At 50.5% G+C, this 16,013-nt stretch carries 18 protein-coding genes; 8 read left to right on the top strand and 10 right to left on the bottom strand.

Annotation, left to right across the window (positions count from 1 at the left end; all coding sequences use genetic code 11):
* Positions 1–376 precede the first annotated feature (376 nt).
* A complete protein-coding gene (locus tag DP091_RS25515) occupies positions 377–1,129 on the bottom strand; it encodes a MerR family transcriptional regulator (protein WP_113060899.1) in 753 nt (250 codons plus the stop codon).
* Between the two features lie 22 nt (positions 1,130–1,151).
* Entirely contained in the window at positions 1,152–2,135 is a 984-nt protein-coding gene (locus DP091_RS25510; RefSeq protein ID WP_113060897.1) for an alpha/beta fold hydrolase, read from the bottom strand.
* A gap of 149 nt (positions 2,136–2,284) precedes the next feature.
* On the opposite strand from DP091_RS25510, the gene DP091_RS25505 reads away from it, so the two are divergent.
* Positions 2,285–3,196, top strand: a complete 912-nt coding sequence (locus tag DP091_RS25505) for a hypothetical protein (RefSeq protein ID WP_113060894.1) — start codon at positions 2,285–2,287, stop codon at positions 3,194–3,196.
* A 296-nt stretch (positions 3,197–3,492) separates the two neighbouring features.
* On the opposite strand, the gene DP091_RS25500 is transcribed toward DP091_RS25505, so the two are convergent.
* The 4 genes from DP091_RS25500 to DP091_RS25485 all read right to left on the bottom strand — a co-directional run bounded on the left by DP091_RS25500 (position 3,493) and on the right by DP091_RS25485 (position 6,694).
* A complete protein-coding gene (locus tag DP091_RS25500; RefSeq protein WP_071222142.1) occupies positions 3,493–3,705 on the bottom strand; it encodes a YezD family protein in 213 nt (70 codons plus the stop codon).
* Between the two features lie 145 nt (positions 3,706–3,850).
* Positions 3,851–4,717: a sulfate ABC transporter permease subunit CysW gene (gene cysW / locus DP091_RS25495; RefSeq protein ID WP_113060893.1), complete on the bottom strand. Its 867-nt coding sequence runs from the start codon at positions 4,715–4,717 to the stop codon at positions 3,851–3,853.
* A gap of 12 nt (positions 4,718–4,729) precedes the next feature.
* Positions 4,730–5,578, bottom strand: coding sequence for a sulfate ABC transporter permease subunit CysT (cysT, locus tag DP091_RS25490; RefSeq protein WP_113060891.1), 849 nt, complete (start codon positions 5,576–5,578; stop codon positions 4,730–4,732).
* A gap of 39 nt (positions 5,579–5,617) precedes the next feature.
* Complete coding sequence (locus DP091_RS25485) at positions 5,618–6,694, bottom strand: sulfate ABC transporter substrate-binding protein (protein ID WP_113060889.1); 1,077 nt, start codon at positions 6,692–6,694, stop codon at positions 5,618–5,620.
* A gap of 363 nt (positions 6,695–7,057) precedes the next feature.
* On the opposite strand from DP091_RS25485, the gene sleB reads away from it, so the two are divergent.
* The gene (gene sleB, locus DP091_RS25480) at positions 7,058–7,717 is read left to right on the top strand and encodes a spore cortex-lytic enzyme (protein WP_113060887.1); all 660 of its coding nucleotides are present in this window, start codon (positions 7,058–7,060) and stop codon (positions 7,715–7,717) included.
* Between the two features lie 201 nt (positions 7,718–7,918).
* Here sleB and DP091_RS25475 read toward each other — a convergent pair whose 3' ends face one another.
* Entirely contained in the window at positions 7,919–8,986 is a 1,068-nt protein-coding gene (locus DP091_RS25475) for a lactonase family protein (protein WP_113060885.1), read from the bottom strand.
* Between the two features lie 236 nt (positions 8,987–9,222).
* Between DP091_RS25475 and DP091_RS25470 the strand changes: the two genes are divergently transcribed.
* From DP091_RS25470 to DP091_RS32490, 3 genes are all read left to right on the top strand, one after another.
* Positions 9,223–10,383 carry a copper amine oxidase N-terminal domain-containing protein gene (locus tag DP091_RS25470; protein ID WP_113060883.1) on the top strand — a complete coding sequence of 387 codons (1,161 nt, stop codon included), beginning with the start codon at positions 9,223–9,225 and terminating at the stop codon, positions 10,381–10,383.
* A 225-nt stretch (positions 10,384–10,608) separates the two neighbouring features.
* Positions 10,609–11,019 (top strand): hypothetical protein, encoded by a 411-nt coding sequence (locus tag DP091_RS25465; RefSeq protein WP_113060881.1) that lies wholly within the window; start codon positions 10,609–10,611, stop codon positions 11,017–11,019.
* Positions 11,020–11,248: 229 nt separating this feature from the next.
* The gene (locus DP091_RS32490) at positions 11,249–11,431 is read left to right on the top strand and encodes a DUF6199 family natural product biosynthesis protein (RefSeq protein WP_113060880.1); all 183 of its coding nucleotides are present in this window, start codon (positions 11,249–11,251) and stop codon (positions 11,429–11,431) included.
* Positions 11,432–11,434: 3 nt separating this feature from the next.
* Here DP091_RS32490 and DP091_RS25455 read toward each other — a convergent pair whose 3' ends face one another.
* The 3 genes from DP091_RS25455 to DP091_RS25445 all read right to left on the bottom strand — a co-directional run bounded on the left by DP091_RS25455 (position 11,435) and on the right by DP091_RS25445 (position 13,693).
* Positions 11,435–12,838 (bottom strand): DUF4179 domain-containing protein, encoded by a 1,404-nt coding sequence (locus DP091_RS25455; protein ID WP_113060879.1) that lies wholly within the window; start codon positions 12,836–12,838, stop codon positions 11,435–11,437.
* The gene (locus DP091_RS25450) at positions 12,831–13,361 is read right to left on the bottom strand and encodes a sigma-70 family RNA polymerase sigma factor (protein WP_113060878.1); all 531 of its coding nucleotides are present in this window, start codon (positions 13,359–13,361) and stop codon (positions 12,831–12,833) included. The genes DP091_RS25455 and DP091_RS25450 overlap by 8 nt, the downstream gene beginning before the upstream one ends.
* Positions 13,362–13,501: 140 nt before the next feature.
* Entirely contained in the window at positions 13,502–13,693 is a 192-nt protein-coding gene (locus tag DP091_RS25445; RefSeq protein WP_071222164.1) for a hypothetical protein, read from the bottom strand.
* A 229-nt stretch (positions 13,694–13,922) separates the two neighbouring features.
* Here DP091_RS25445 and DP091_RS25440 point away from each other — a divergent pair, with 229 nt between their 5' ends.
* The 3 genes from DP091_RS25440 (at position 13,923) to DP091_RS25430 (ending at position 15,816) form a co-directional block, all read left to right on the top strand.
* Positions 13,923–14,642: an MBL fold metallo-hydrolase gene (locus DP091_RS25440; RefSeq protein ID WP_113060877.1), complete on the top strand. Its 720-nt coding sequence runs from the start codon at positions 13,923–13,925 to the stop codon at positions 14,640–14,642.
* Complete coding sequence (locus DP091_RS25435) at positions 14,639–15,199, top strand: TetR/AcrR family transcriptional regulator (protein WP_113060876.1); 561 nt, start codon at positions 14,639–14,641, stop codon at positions 15,197–15,199. The genes DP091_RS25440 and DP091_RS25435 overlap by 4 nt, the downstream gene beginning before the upstream one ends.
* 125 nt (positions 15,200–15,324) lie before the next feature.
* The gene (locus tag DP091_RS25430; RefSeq protein ID WP_113060875.1) at positions 15,325–15,816 is read left to right on the top strand and encodes a cytochrome c biogenesis protein CcdC; all 492 of its coding nucleotides are present in this window, start codon (positions 15,325–15,327) and stop codon (positions 15,814–15,816) included.
* Positions 15,817–16,013: the final 197 nt, after the last annotated feature.

Here is a 16,013-nt window from a genome sequence, read left to right as displayed (position 1 = left end):
ATAATAAGAATAAAAAAGATGGCGTTTCAAGAGGGAGTTTTCCTCCGGCGCCATCTTTATATTTTAGATGAAGGAACTCATCCTCTCCCTTCGGTAAAAGGCCTGATCGCTTTAAACCGTCAACATGAGAAGCAGTACATAACCGACCGTCAATTTCGCGCGTTGTAGCGGCCCTTTTTTCAACTGTACTTCCATCCCCCGGCCCCTCCTTCTCTTACGATGCTACCGTCTTATTCATATACTATATGCGGCTCGGCCTCTTATGTTGCCTTGAGGAAAAATTGTTTGCCAACAAAAAAATTGATTGGGCATGTAAACAGAAGAGTACGATTTTCAGCTTCCTGCATTGGAAGCAGAAACTGGGCTGCAATGCAGCTCATTCACGATCAGGATAGTGCTTCAAGACGTCCTGCAAATATTGTTCTGCCTCCACTACAAGCTGACGCTCTCCCGTATTCCATTGATCCCGATTTCTGTCGACTGCTAAGAAGGCAGCATAAATCCGTTCGTCGCCATGTGTCACACGTTGAACCATCCGTTGCCATTCTTGGGCTAAGGTTCTGGCTAAACGGGACTCGATGGGAACGTTTGAGGCCTTATAAGCTGCAGCTTGCAGCGATATTTTTCTGAACGTATTGTAAAAATCCAGTGCCGCCTGCTCAGTATTAAATACTTCTTGAAATAGTCGCGAGTCTTCCTCCGAAAATTCGTATTCTTTCCAAGCCGACATATCGACCTCACTCAACGAACGCATGAGATGGGCTAACATCTCCCAGGGTACGTTGTAACCTTCTTTCATCATTTCCTTTGCGACATGCAATCCGTCAAGCTTGGCTTGGATACTCTCTTTCTGTGAATAGAGGACCGATGCCTGGTAATCTAGAATGTTCTCGATATCCTGAACCTCGGTGCCCACGATCAATTGTTCTTTGATCTTTTTTAAAGAGAAACCGATGGCTCTATAGAACATAATCTGTTCAAGTACATACAGCTGTTTACCATAATATACTCTATGCCCCAGCTCATCTCGCTCCGCCTTAAGAATCCCTTCGTTATCGTAATACTGAATGGTTCGCGGAGTTATTCCCGATAATTGACTGAGTTCTTTTACGGAATATTTTTTTTCCATGAACCCATCCCTTCTTTGTCCCTTACTCGATTTTCGCTAAAAAAGCTTCTATTGTTTCCAGTAACTCTTTAGGGTATTCCCCGTTAATTGCGTGCGAGGCATCTTCAAATACGACCATCTCGCTATCAGGGTCTTTCAGAGAATCCTTACCCGTTTGATACGACTTATCAGCATGGTGCATCGTCGATTGTCCAGCTAAAATGCCGAGCACCGGCATCGTCAGCTCAGCTAATCGTTCCGGCTCGATGGCTTCCGGCATAGGCAGCTTGCTCTTGAATGTCCGCATCCCGGTTTCGATTAATTTGGCGGTCGGGTCGCTGTCATCAACTTCAGCCCCGCCGGATATATAGCTGAGCATTCTCTCCCGGATCGGTTTGGGCACCATGGGCACGGACGCCGGAATGGACACCAGTATCATTTTCAGTGGAATGGGGCCAAACACATAGACAGGATCCAGCAATATGAGCGAGTGAATCTTCTCAGGATGCTTGAGCGCCACATTCGCCGCACTCCACCCGCCGAACGATAGCCCTAATAGGTGGATCTCTGATTCCGGCAGCTGATCCAGCACTTGCCCTAACCATGCTGCTTGGTCCGCTGCGGTTTCAATCCGTCTGGTTTCTGTGCTTAAACCCGGCTCTCCTATCAAATCAAGGGTGTATACAGGCCTGTGTTCTAGAAAGCCTCTTAGATTGGCCTCCCACATCGGTGTAGCAGATCCTTTACCGGGAAGCAGCAGCAGGGGTGTTTTATGCGGTGTATCGCTCCCCTGGTACTTGTAGAGCTGTACCACGCCAAAATCGGTATGAACCTTAATCGATTCAACCGGTTCTGGTAAGTGACTCATCGCCTCACCATAAGCTGCCGCATATTCCTTCTGCCCATCCTCTGTAACAAAACCGCTTAACGACCCGTCATCTCTAAATAAGAAGCCTATTCCCGTCAGTATAGCTAGTATCGCAATGAGAATACTACCCAAGAGTACCCATCTTTTTTTTCGTTTCACTTCAATCCCCTCCTAAGGTGACTATAGGATATGACGTAACGTTATACGCAACCCCCTATGCTCTCCATAGCTGCCTGTTACCGAATCAGCTTGAAATCCCTCCCTTGTTGTGCAATAGTGAAAGGTAGAATATTGAAGGAGGGATCCGCTTGTCCCTTACGGAATGGATGAATGATATCTTTGGCTCACTCGACACACTCGTGGCCGTGCTTCTTGCCACTGCGGTATTTACGGGCCTGTACATATACAGTGCATCCCGGCTGTTGGGTGCACGCAAGGATTCACTCGCCCGCATTCGTCAGTCCTTGACGATATACACCAGACTGGCCGGGCCTCTGGGAACCCTTATCAATCGACCGACCCGAACGGCTGTCCCCGAGGATCTGCTTATCCGGCTTCTGCAGGAATGCAAATCCGCTGACCTGTTGACTCGGGAGCTCCACGAACAGATTGATACCTTTCTAAGCGATCGTGATGAATCCAGATTGACAACACTTCACAAGCTGCTGGACCGCGAGATCAACAGGCTTATGAAGGAGCGCGACGAGCTGGTTGGACGGCTCGAGAAACCAGGTTGGGGTATGGGATTATGGCTGCTCTTGAAACCTGCAATACCTGCCCTTGCACTAGGTGCTGCAATCTTATGGACGTCGATTCTCGTCCAAGAACTAAGGCAATCCTCTGCCTGGACAAACCCCGCGGTATGGTGTCTATGGCTCTCCAACATGATTGCCACGATCTCCTTCTACCGACTGTTGATAGACTCTCGAAGAAGAACGCATGGCGCTATCTATACCGTACTGCATCTGCTGATTGTAGCCTCAGCCCTGTTTAATCTGATCTGGAACGAGGCCTCTCCTTACGTTCTGGCTACCCAATGCTTGCTGTATCTGGCGGGTTTCCGGGTTACGGCCACTCGCCAGCGGCGTGAGCGGCCCTATGCCGGGCACCCGGAGCTAATGGAACAATTTCTTCATCCTGCGGGAGATCACGACCCTCTTAGTGAAACGGCAAATTCCAGTGAACCGGAGATTAGCAGCAGTCCTCTGCGGTCCCGATAAGACAACAAGCGACATGAGTATTAGAAAAAACAACCCGCACCGAAATTCATCGGCCGGGCTGTTTTTTATTTTCGCCATCCTATGGAGCAGGCAGATATTATCCAATATCACGCTCTACCATACCGCATACCTGTGTTCATACAAAAAAGAAAAGAACTCCCGCATGAATGCTGAAGCGCACTCCCTTAGACTACATCGGTTAACACTCCGGGGTGTTTTTCCAAAGTCTAATGGATAAGGTGCACTTCATGGCATCGATGGAAGTTCTTATCTCGACACTCGACAACCTTGCGGGGTCATCTTGCGCTCGTTCTTCGTTGTTGGCCGGATGCCCGGGACGTCTTGACCGCTCCGGAGGCCGTATTCTCGAAACGCTTGCGCTCCGTTCGTTCCATCTGAACGATCTGACCCTCATGCACTACGATTTGCAGCGAACCGAATTCCATGTCGTTCAGCAGGCTTGCTATGCGTTCGAGCCACATTTCATCCACTTTTAAAGGTTTAGCCATGGATACGCCTCCTCACCGGGCAAAGCCCCAATCTATTTACTCATTCCCACAAGTCGAAGTGGCCATCTACCTGCACGCGTTCATTATTCATTCTTTTCCAACCTACATAGTATGAATTAACATTAGCATGGGTTGGAAACGACTGTCAATGGTCATTTTTTCGCGTAAACCAATTTTTCAGCAGCAGGGTTACGACGGCTAATAACAGCAATAATGAGGCCACCGCAAACGATGCCGAAAACTGATACTCGTTGTACAAAATTTCCACGTGAAGGGGCAGCGTATTCGTCTCACCGCGGATATGACCGGATACAACGGACACGGCCCCAAACTCGCCCATGGCTCTGGCGTTGCACAGAATGATGCCGTACAATAGCCCCCACTTGATATTGGGCAGGGTAACCCTCCAGAATATTTGCCAGCCCTTGGCGCCCAGCGTTACTGCCGCTTCCTCTTCCTTCGTCCCTTGGTCTTCCATCAGCGGGATCAGTTCCTTTGCCACAAAGGGAAACGTGACGAACAATGTAGCCAGAACAATGCCGGGGACGGCAAAAATAATCTTGATATCATGGCTTTCAAGCCAAGGGCCAAACCAGCCTTGCCGACCGAAGATCAGCACGAAGATTAACCCGCCGATCACCGGCGATACCGCAAACGGCAGATCCAGCAGCGTAATCAACAGATTTTTCCCTTTAAAACGGAACTTCGTTATGGTCCATGCCGCGATGACACCGAACATCGAATTCAGCGGTACCGCAATGGCCGCTACCAGTAAAGTCAGCTGAAGCGCGGATAGGGCATCTGGATCGGATAAGGCTGCTATATAGACGTCCCATCCCTTCTTAAGCGCTTCGGACATCACCGTAATGAGAGGCAGCACAATAAGCCACAACAGCACAAGCCCAGCCAAACTTATGAATGTCCATTTCACCCACGGCTTCTCCGCTGCAGCCGGAGAGGACGGCGAATTTCGTTTCGCTGCGGGAACGGCAGCGGGTACAGTTCCAGCCATGGTATCCCCTCCTTAACGCGCGGTTTTCCGCGTCCAATGTTGTAAAATATTGATGCCGAGCAGCAGCGCAAAAGAGATGAGCAGCAAGATCAAGGCAACCGCCGTCGCGCCGGCGTAATCAAATTGCTCCAGCTTTGTCATGATCAGCAGCGGCGCAATCTCCGTCTTCATCGGCATATTCCCCGATATGAAAACCACGGAGCCGTATTCTCCGATCCCCCGGGCAAAAGCAAGCGCAAATCCGGTCAACAGCGGCGGAATCAGGGTTGGCAGAATGATGGTGCTAAACGTTCGCCATCGGCCTGCCCCCAGCGTAGCAGCCGCCTCTTCCGTATCCCGCTCCGCGTCCTCCAGCACCGGCTGTACCGTCCGCACAACAAACGGTATCCCGATGAACATGAGAGCCAGCGTGATGCCTAAAGGAGAGAATGCCGCCTTGATCCCTAGCGGCTCCAGCAGCGATCCGATCCAGCCATTAGCGGAATAGATCGCGGTTAATGCCACCCCCGCCACCGCCGTTGGCAGGGCAAAGGGCAAATCGATCAGGGCATCCCACAGTTTTTTGCCGGGAAAATCATAACGCACCAGCACCCAAGCCAGCAGCAGCCCCAATATCGTATCCGCGAATGCGGCCAGCGCCGCCGTTGTCAGGCTAACCCGGTAGGAGGCAAGCACCCTCGGATCGGTTGCAACCGACCAGAACTTTTCCCAGGTTAGTCCGGTTTGATTGAGCAGCAGCGCGGACAGCGGGACGAGCACAACCAAACTCATATAAAGGACGGTCAGTCCCATGCCGATTCCAAAACCAGGGAGCACCCTGCGATGATTTCTGCCTTGCTTCTGTACGCGGAGTACAGCCATATCCACTCATCCTTTCCTGCCTTCGGCCGGTTATGCCGATCAGCTGCCTGGCACGTAAATCTGATTAAAGATGCCGCCGTCATTGAAATGCTTCGTTTGCGTCTCTTCCCATGTTCCAAATACATCCTTGAGCGTAAACAATTCGATGGCCGGGAATTTCTCCTTGTACTTGTCAGCCACGCTGGCAAGCGTAGGACGGTAGTAATTCTCCGCCGCAATCGTCTGCCCCTCTTCACTGTATAGATATTGCAGGTACGCTTCCGCTACCTCGCGGGTCCCTCGCTTGTCGACGTTCTTATCCACGACGGCAACCGGCGGTTCCGCCAAAATGCTGACCGACGGGTTCACGATTTCGAATTTGTCCGGTCCCAGCTCGTTAATCGAGAGATACGCTTCATTCTCCCAAGCCAGCAGCACATCCCCAATTTCACGTTCTACAAAAGTGGTTGTTGAACCACGTGCGCCGCTGTCCAGTACCGGCACGTGGGTGAACAGCTCTTTCACGAATTCCTGTGCCTTCGTTTCATCGTTATGGTTAGCCTTGAGTGCATAGCCCCATGCCGCCAGGTAGTTCCACCGTGCACCGCCGGAGGTCTGCGGGTTCGGCGTGATGACCTCTACCCCTTCCTTGATCAGATCCGGCCAATCCTTAATGCCTTTCGGGTTGCCTTTGCGGACGAGAAAAACGATCGTCGAGGTGTATGGCGCACTGTTATGCTCGAACTTGCTCTCCCAGCCCTCATTGATCAATCCGGCCTGACGGATTGCATCGATATCGTATCCGAGGGCCAGTGTCACCACATCCGCCTCCAAACCATCGATTACCGATCGGCTTTGCTTGCCTGAACCCCCGTGCGATTGCTTAAACGTTACCTTCTGGCCTTCTTCTTTCTCCCAATGCGCCGCGAATGCTTTATTGTACTGGTCATATAACTCGCGGGTCGGATCGTAAGAAACATTGAGAAGTTCCACGCTCGGCTTGCTTGAACCCGAAGCAGGCGACTCTCCAGTAGCTGTTGCATCTGTCTCTGTATTCTCTGCACCGCAAGCCGTAAGCGCCGCCGTCAACATCACGGTTAATCCGATAAGAACCCCTTGCTTCAACACCTTTTTCATATGGATCACTCCCCCTGGTATTCTCTACTAAACAGGCGCCGCTATGGCAAAAAAAAGACGGAGGAAGGCTCATCAGAATAGAGTCAAGCCGGTTTGTTACCGTGCCTGCTCTTGATCCTTGAGCGTTCCTCCGTCGATACGGTGAGAACAAAACATTATAATTCCTACCTGTTTAGTATGTTATGTAGCTATTGTAATAACTCCATCCCCTGCTGTCAAACCTTTTTTTCAAATAATTACAAGTTCGGGACTCCCCGGTCTATAGAACCATTTTTGGCCCGCGAGCGCAGTCACAGCGCGGTTTTCCATTTACTGAGGGTTGTATGAACCCGCTTCCATCCTTATAATTCAACCCCAAAGGAGATGATCACCATAAGAAAGCCAACTAGGAATATAATTCCTGCCCTTTTATTAAGTATTCTTCTGCTCATGCCTGCATTCGCCCAAACGACGGAGGCAGCTCCGCTGTTAAAGCCGGGCAGTGAAAACGGGGATGTCTGGGAGCTTCAATATCGCCTGAAAACGCTGGATTTCTACACGCAGCCGCTGGATGGCAAATATGGCGCTAACACGAAAACAGCCGTTACCCGTTTCCAAAAAGAATACGGTGTGCCAGCCGATGGAGTTACCGGCGCACAAACCTGGAGACAGCTGAAAAAATATACGTTAAATCAATCCGAAATGGATGTCATGGCCAGAGTCATTTACAGTGAAGCCCGCGGTGAGCCTTACAAAGGACAAGTTGCCGTCGGGGCTGTTGTCATGAACCGCATTCAATCCAGCGAATTTCCGAATGATATTCGGGGCGTCGTCTTTCAAAAAGGCGCCTTTACAGCCGTAGACGATGGACAATACTGGCTGCCCCCCAACCGGACCGCCTATCTTGCCGCATTGGATGCCGTTCGCGGCTGGGATCCGACATATGAATCCCTTTATTATTTCAATCCCAAAACAGCGACCAGCAAATGGATCTGGTCCAGACCGCAAGTGCTGCAGATCGGCAATCATATCTTTGCGCATTAATTATTCATCGAATGAATCTTTAAATCAATGAATTCCTATAAATTCCCATGATTTTTCTGACCTTGCTTAGAGCCTGTTTCCTCGCTTTAGCTAACACCGTGTTCCTTGTCCATTGCTACGGGCGAAGAACACCAAAAAAAGAAGCAGCTTAAGTCCCATATCCGGGTCTTCGGGCTGCTTCTTCTTTATATAAGTTAACGTTTATTCTGCCTTTGCCTTCTCTACAGGACAGATACATACCGGGCGCGTAACTTCTAGTGTATAGCCCGTAGAGACCAGGTTACCCGTGTCCGGATCGATCCGGTAACTTGCGATCAAGCCATTGTCCTGATTCGCCGTCAGCAGAAAGCCCTCTGGCAGTATATTGAAGTGGCGCGGCGTTTTACCGCCGGAAGACACCCAGTTAACTGCGCGTAGCGTACCGGTCTCCTGGTCGATCACATATTGAACGATGCTGTCATGGCCCCGGTTGGAGGCGTACAGATAACGGCCGCAAGGAGACACCAGCAGATGGGCCGATGTGTTGTTATCCATCACTACGTCCTCTGGCAGCGTCGATATATGCTGTAATATTTTCAAATCCCCAAATGTCCCGTCGTTTGCGTAAGCCGTTATCGTGCTGTTCAGCTCGTTCGTGCCATACACCCACTTGCCTGATGGATGAAAGGACACATGCCTTGGGCCCGAGCCTGGCGGAAGACTGATCTCGCGGTGGGTGACCAGCTTGCCTTCCTCCAGCCGATACAGGTTCACATCATCCATGCCCAGGTCACTGACCACGATATACTTGTTGACGGGGTCTTCAAAAATCGAATGCGGATGCGCTTCCGACTGACGGTCATCGCGAAGACCGCGTCCGCTGTGCTTGATCTTGGAGACCAGCTCTCCGATCTGACCGTCTTCTTCTAATGCCAACACCGATATATGTCCATCGCTGTACCCTGTCGTAAGCAGGTACTCCCCGTCCGATGTCCGGGATACATGACACGCACCGGATGAGCCGGTAGACTGAACATTCAGCAGCGTTAATTCACCGGTTACCAGATTGGCTGAATACGCCGACACATCGCTTTCGCCCTTCTCGCTGGCTGCATACAGTACGGAGATGGAATCATCGAAATCCAGATAGGTAGGGTTTTCAATACCAGCCGTACCGCCTAAGAGACGCAGCTCGCCTGTACCCCGATCCATCGCCCCCCAATGAATGCGATTCTCTTCCTCCGAACCGTAGGTTCCTATGTAAAATATCAGTTCCTGTCCTGCTGTCATGTGATCCACTCCTTTGTCTAATGAATGTTCCGGTGACCCGGCCTGATCCTTATTATGTATTACCCATAAGGGCTTCGTGCTTACCGCCTTTTTTCAATTCGAACCGGCAAGCCGCCGCCACGTTGCCCTACCCATTATTACTCTCGAAGAAATCTATTGCTAGCATTGGTTTTATCATGTACGATTACCACAATTACCCCTCTATTCTATCATTCGTTGAAGGAGATGACAGCCAATTGAAGAAAAAAATCAGCCTCCTGGCGATCGCTTTCCTGTTCCTGTTCGCCAGCGCGACCCAAGCCGCTCCGGCAAAGAATCAAGGGAATATCCGAGTCTACCTCGATAACCAGGAAATCAAATTTCAGGCAGCCCCTATTATGAAGAATGGAGTTACCTTCGTGCAGTTCCGCCCTCTGTTTCAGGCCCTGGATTATAAAGTCAATTGGAACAGCGGAAATAAACAGGTGACGGGCACATACCTCGATCAGAAGCTGCAGATGACCATCGGACGGAAGACCGCTTATGTCAATGGCGCAAAAACCACGCTTCAAATCGCACCATTCACGCAAGGCGGCAACACGCTGGTTCCCCTTCGTTTCGTAGCGGAAGCCACCGGACTGCCCGTGAAGTGGGACTCCAAGTCACGTACCATCAAGATCGACCGGGAGGGTGCAATCGACAACGCCACCGACGAGGTGAAGAAGCTTTATCATGCGATTGAAGAAGCTGGTAATGCCAAGAAACTGGATGCTGTCATGAGCGCCTTCCATCCAAAATCTCCTGTTTTTGCAGAAATCCAAGAAAATTATCAGAACCAATTCAAGAACGATCTGCATGTATCCGCTGACGTATGGGAAGTAACGGTAGCCGGAACGTCGATCCATGCCTACACCAGTGTGACCCTCGAACGCACCAGCGGGCCTTTTGCTTGGGATGCTACGCTCCACTACGAGAATCTCTTGAAGAAGGACGCATCGGGAGCATGGAAAATCTATGATCTGAGCCATTACGAGACGGAATATCTAGTCGGAGATGAACTGCTGGAAGCTCATCCGGAAGTGCCGGAGGCGGAACAAAAAGCCATAGTGGCGACCATTGACACCCAATCCAAGGGCTTCAATGATGAGAATGGCCCGCTGCTCATGTCGGTTATTCATCCGGAATCGGCCTTCCACGAGATGTTCCGAACCAGCATTGCGGAAGGCATCTTCGATGAGGTTAATTTCAACCTTAAATCAGTTGAGCTCCGGACCGTCTTTTTCCAAGGGGAAGACGCTGTGGTCTACGCTGAAGAAACCGATGATGCCGACGGTGAAATCATCCATTCCACCTCCCTTTACTGGCTTAAGAAAACCGAAGGCAAATGGTTGATCTATGATGTGCTGGAGCTGGAATAGGGCATTGGCATAATGAGTTCGATTTAACCGTGAATTCCCCGGCGAGGGGAGCTCACGGTTTTCTTTTTGTACCCACCGTGTAAAGCCATACGATTGATATTCTTCCTTCCCTACCAGCGTCATGTATAGAGTTTATCGGCAAAGGTTTTACCAAGACGATGGGTCATAGTTACCGACTATTGGGTATAAGTAGATACCTTTCTCTTCGAAGGAGGCATCATCGATATGGAAACGAACTCAGCAATTGAAGTCCAATTTCACTGCCGTCAGTGTCAAGCGGATATCCGGGTTACGTTCAAATCAGAACAGTTCACCACGCTACTCTGCCCGCAGTGCGATTACAGCTATTCACTCATGAGACCAACCATTGGTGAAGAGATCCTGCTGGATTGGGAGAAAGAAGCCGTATTCCAAAAAATCCGCGCAGACCAAACCGAGCATGACAAAATGGAGCTCATGCTCCTCGTCATTAAGGTCGTCGAGCTGCTGACCTGGCGGGATGAGGGAAATGGCCATATCCGCGCCATCGAAACACTTCGTGAGTGGCTGCTCCTCAACGGAGTGCCCAAAGCTCTAATTGAACTCCTGGATGCCAAGGGACACGAAGGCAGCTCCCCTACCGAACGCAAGGGATAGCGTAATCAAGCCCTTGATTCAAGATATAAATAGATGAGAAAGGAACCGTCCTCCGGCCTTTATGGTCGGAATCGGTTCCTTTTTCTAATCCTCATTTCTGGCGCATCACTTTAAATGGGGATGCTCTCCTTTTTACACATGTTGGAACTTCATTAATTAACCTTGCGTATTATCGTTAAAGAAAGGAGCTGATTGACCTCTGTTCATCAACTTCCTATTTACAGCGTTAATGGGCATCGCATTCATCGCGATTGGGCTATACGCCATCCGAAATCCGCATTCATGGTGGTTTAGAAGAACCAGGGATGATATTGAACTCAGCGATTTGAGAATATGGTATCTAAAATTCGCCGGCAAAGTGGCCATCGCATTCGGCGTTGTGGTTATCCTGATGAGCTTTCAGCATCTTTAAGTTTTATTGAATCGGCACCTCGAATGCCTGCTCCATGACACCAGGATAACTGCTTAACGTAAATGTCAGCGGCTGAGGGTAAACCCCGGGCTTAAGGTGAATATACTGCGTAATGAGGCTTACCTCAGAATCCGATGAGGATTGGGACGAGGCACTAAGCCCCCCTGCATCCTCGTTGATCCTATGCTTTTTCCCTTCTCCATCCACAAACTCCGGTTCAATCGACACGCTGCCCATATGCCGGTCAGCCTGTTCTTCGTATTCAACTGTCAGCGTATGCCCCGTGTACTCTCCGAACCGAAGATCGCCGTCCGGTGAACGAATGACCTCCTTCTTATCCGTATCCACCACGAGTTTCATCTTCGAGGGGTCCACTGCCTGGAATCCGCTCGCTTTCAGCGTGATCGATTCCGGCTTCTCCAATATATTGCTGTCGAAGAAGTAAGTCATGTCTCCACCTCCTGCACCGGGCAAAAACGCGGAATCGCTGTTCAATCTGATCTTCTCGCCGTTAACCACGGCTTCCAAATACACATCCCATAAACCGGATACCTTCATCGTATTGCTGGATGGGATGTTTGCTTTCACGACGATACCGGCAGGAGACAACACGGCTTCTTTCAAATAGAACCGCTGACTCTCAATCTGCAGCATTTTGTTGAGCGGAATCGTGCTAATATACTTCCGGACCGTCTCCATATCAACGGATACGTTAATATCGAGCACCTGCTGGTTCTCTGCCGAGGATTCATAAGCCGTATTTGTCGAATAGGGGGCAATCTTAAAAGATAACGTCAGTTCCTCAGGTATAGCGTGATTCTCAGCCATATGAATGTACGATCGGGAATGGAACAGCTTGTCGGCGCCGGGCTTAATCTCGTTTCCACCCGACGACCCAATACTATAAGGCAGCGGTTCGCTGGATCCCCGGCGCTTCATCTCCACACCCTTTAAATCTGCGGGATTCTCCGCACGGTTTTGGATCGTATAGAACACCTCCATCTGCTGGGAGCCTACAAGTATCCCGTTGACGGTTACCGTATAATCCCCCTTGGTCGCCGATTGATCCACCAGCTGAATCATGCCGTGTTTGTTAGCTGAATTCAGCGTAATATCTTCTCTGAAATCAAACCCGGTCAATGGCGGATACGGCCCTTGAGCCGCCATTCGCTCCTTGGGATTTACCAGCCCTTCGTTCCCGCTCCATACGACGAACAGCAGCGCAGCCGCAACGGTTATAGCCACGGCAGAGACGGTAGCCATTCGGGCCCGGCTCCGGTGCGTGCGCCGTCCTCTTCGCATCCCGCTTCGCACCGCTGCGTCCAATGCTTCATCGGATACAACCGCTGCGCTGATCTCCGCGTCCCTGTTCATCTCCTTGAGCATTCGCTCTTCCTTCTCAAACATGGAATATGGCACCTCCTGGCTCGATTTTTTGCCGCAGCAGCTTTAATCCTTGATGCAGCCGGGTTTTGACCGTACCCTCCGGAACATCGAGAATATTGGCGATATCGCTGATCGTCATGTCCTGATAGTATTTCAAAATCAGCACATGGCGGTATTTGGGCTTCATCCGGCTGAGCGCAAGCTCCAGATCCAGCTTGCTGTCGCTGACCATCTCGGCAGCCGTCTCCTGGCTGCGCACTTCTTCAACCGGAACCATGCGTTTTTTTCGTTTCTGCTCATCCAGGCAGCAGTTAATCAGGATCCGAATGAGCCAAGGGACAAATGCCTCCGGATGCTTCAGCTTCCGGCACTTCACCCAGGCCCTGCACACCGTCTCCTGCAATACCTCCAGTGCGTCACTCTCGTTATGCAAATAACTGTACGCAATGCCATATAGGCGCCTTCGGTGCTCCGTCACGAGTGCATAGAACGCTCCCTCGTCTCCTCTGCATGCAGCAGCCGCAAGCTCATTATGATCTATCATCCGATTACCCTTTCCCTTGTCCGACCTGCCTCGCTTTGTTTACATCACTGTATATAAGACTGCAAAGTGATTCAAACGGTTTTTTTATTTTTCGCACAAAAAAAGCCCGCCCGGTTAGGCAGACTTGTACGTATCTTCGATTAACTTCGTTTTCTGCGTCCTTTAAAGAAATAATGGTATCCAAGATAGCCGATGCCGCATAACAGCAGCATAAGCGCAGAAATCCAGATGACAGGAAGCAGATATGGCGTGTGCTGACTGGCTACATACAGAAGTACCGCGGAGAAGGCATACATCACCATCAGAAGTACGATGCGTTTGAAAATATCCATGTCGTCCGCCCCTCACCCTTCATCTCAATAATCTACATTTTTTTCCGTATATCTATCTTTATGGTAACGCAAAACAATGAAAATTGCACTCAAAATTTGGTAAATATATAAAAATTTTAGGGGTGAAATGAGCCTATTCATCAAAATGTTAAAATTTAGGCTTGATAAAACTAATGATATTAGTTATTATGCTAACATAATTAGTTTTGAGTGAAAGGGGAATCCTATTATGTTACAAACAACGATTGAGCACGTGACTCAAATTTCATTTCTTCCTCGCCTATTCCCGATAAATGTCTATCTTGTAGAAGAGAGCGACGGCATTACGCTGATTGATGCTGGTATGTCATTTTCCCAAAAGGGAATCCTGCAAGCGGCAGCCGCTATAGGCAAGCCCATCACCCGGATCGTGCTGACCCATGCCCACGGCGACCATGTCGGGGCGCTCGACGGGTTAAAGAAAGAGCTTCCGAATGCGTCGGTCTACATCTCGCGGCGTGATGCGCTGCTGTTGAAAGGAAACGCGGAGGTCCAGCCTGAGGAGTTGCAAGCTCCGATTCGCGGAGATATCCCCAAGAACATAACCACCGTTCCGGACGTGCTTCTGGCTGACGGGGATTCCGTTGGTTCGCTCAAGGCGATCGCCACTCCCGGACACACGCCGGGGCATATGGCATTTCTCGATGAGCGCAGCGGTATATTGATTGCCGGCGATGCTTGGCAGACACGGGGCGGATTAGCCGTATCCGGTGTGCTCAAACCCTGGTTTCCCTTCCCTGCCATGGCGACCTGGAGCAAGGAGCTTGCCTTGGAAAGCGCCAAAGTGCTAACCGCACGAAAACCCGCCGTTCTGGCCGTCGGCCACGGACGGATGCTAAAGAATCCTGTCGCTGCCATGCAGAAGGCCGTTACGCATGCGGAATCTACAATTAGGAGGAATGCAAAATGAGTCCAAGACCCGGAATCGACCGGCTTCAACTGCTTCAAACCGCTGCCGATCTGGCGGATCAGGATGGACTTCATGCCGTGACCTTGGCCGCGCTTGCAGGCAAGCTGGGCGTTCGGTCGCCTTCCCTGTATAACCACGTAGACGGACTGCCGGGTCTGCATGCCGCCCTGATGCTGTATGGCCTCCAGACATTGCATGATCGGCTGCTGAAGGCTGTCGCCGGCCGGTCTGGTGAAGACGCGCTGCGTTATGTATGCCTTACCTATGTCGACTTTGCCAGATCTCACCCCGGATTATATGAGGCCGCATTGCAGCCTCTCCGTCCGGAACAAGAGGATGCGCAGCAAGTAGGCAATCAGATTGTCGAGCTTCTGCTCCAAATCTTGGCTCCATACCAGCTCAGTGAGCAGGAGGCGCTGCATGCCGTGCGGACACTTCGCAGCCTGTGCCATGGCTTCTCATCTCTGGAACGCGGGGGTCAATTCGCTATGGATCTGAATGTAGATGAAAGCCTGGATTTCATGATCCGGATTTTCATCGATGGACTCCAACCTTAAAGTGACCGCCGCCAAACCGCGCTGATCCTCCTGCTCCTGCCTGATTTTGCCTGGCATCAGAATGTGCTATAATCAAAAGGCAGCACATTTCATGTCATTTTATTTATGGAAAGAGGTTCTGAATTGTGGTTAATTTCGATTCCCCAATTCTTCAGATAGGCTCTACGATTGTGATGCTGGTTATGGCACTGACCGTTATTTTCATTCGGATGAAAGCGAGTAACCGCCCCGTCACCGTCAAGAAGATCATCATCCCTCCCGTCGCGATGAGCACCGGGTTTCTGATGTTCGTTGAGCCGCAGGTACGCATCCCTATATGGTGGGCGGGAATTGCCTTTCTGGTAGGCTGGTTCATCTTCTCCTATCCACTGATTCGAAGCACCAAATTCGAGAAGGTCGATGGCCAGATCTTCATGCAGAAATCGAAAAGCTTTGTTTACATTCTGCTCGGCCTGCTGGCTGTCCGGCTCCTGCTCCACGGATACATTGAGCAGCATATTTCCATCCCGCAGACCGCGGCGCTGTTCTTCATGCTGGCTTACGGCATGATTGTCCACTGGCGCATCTCGATGTATCGCCAGTATCAGCAATTTACGACACCAGGAGCGGCTGTATAGCGACAGCTTCCATCGTAGCAAACGCAAAAAAAGAGTGCCGATATTCACGCAAACCGGACGGCTTGTACCCGTTCGGCCGTGAAGCTCCCATTACGAGGAGTTTCACGAAGTCGTGAATCCGACACTCTTTTGTTATCTATATGACGGATTGTCAAACCAAGTGCGACAGTTCCTCTGTGAAAGATTCGTGAGCAGTC

This window comes from Paenibacillus sp. MDMC362 (assembly GCF_003269305.1).
In the GTDB taxonomy this organism is placed as follows: domain Bacteria; phylum Bacillota; class Bacilli; order Paenibacillales; family Paenibacillaceae; genus Paenibacillus_AQ.
The sequence above is the reverse complement of the archived record's forward strand: the minus strand, read 5'-3'. Positions and strand labels throughout refer to the sequence as shown.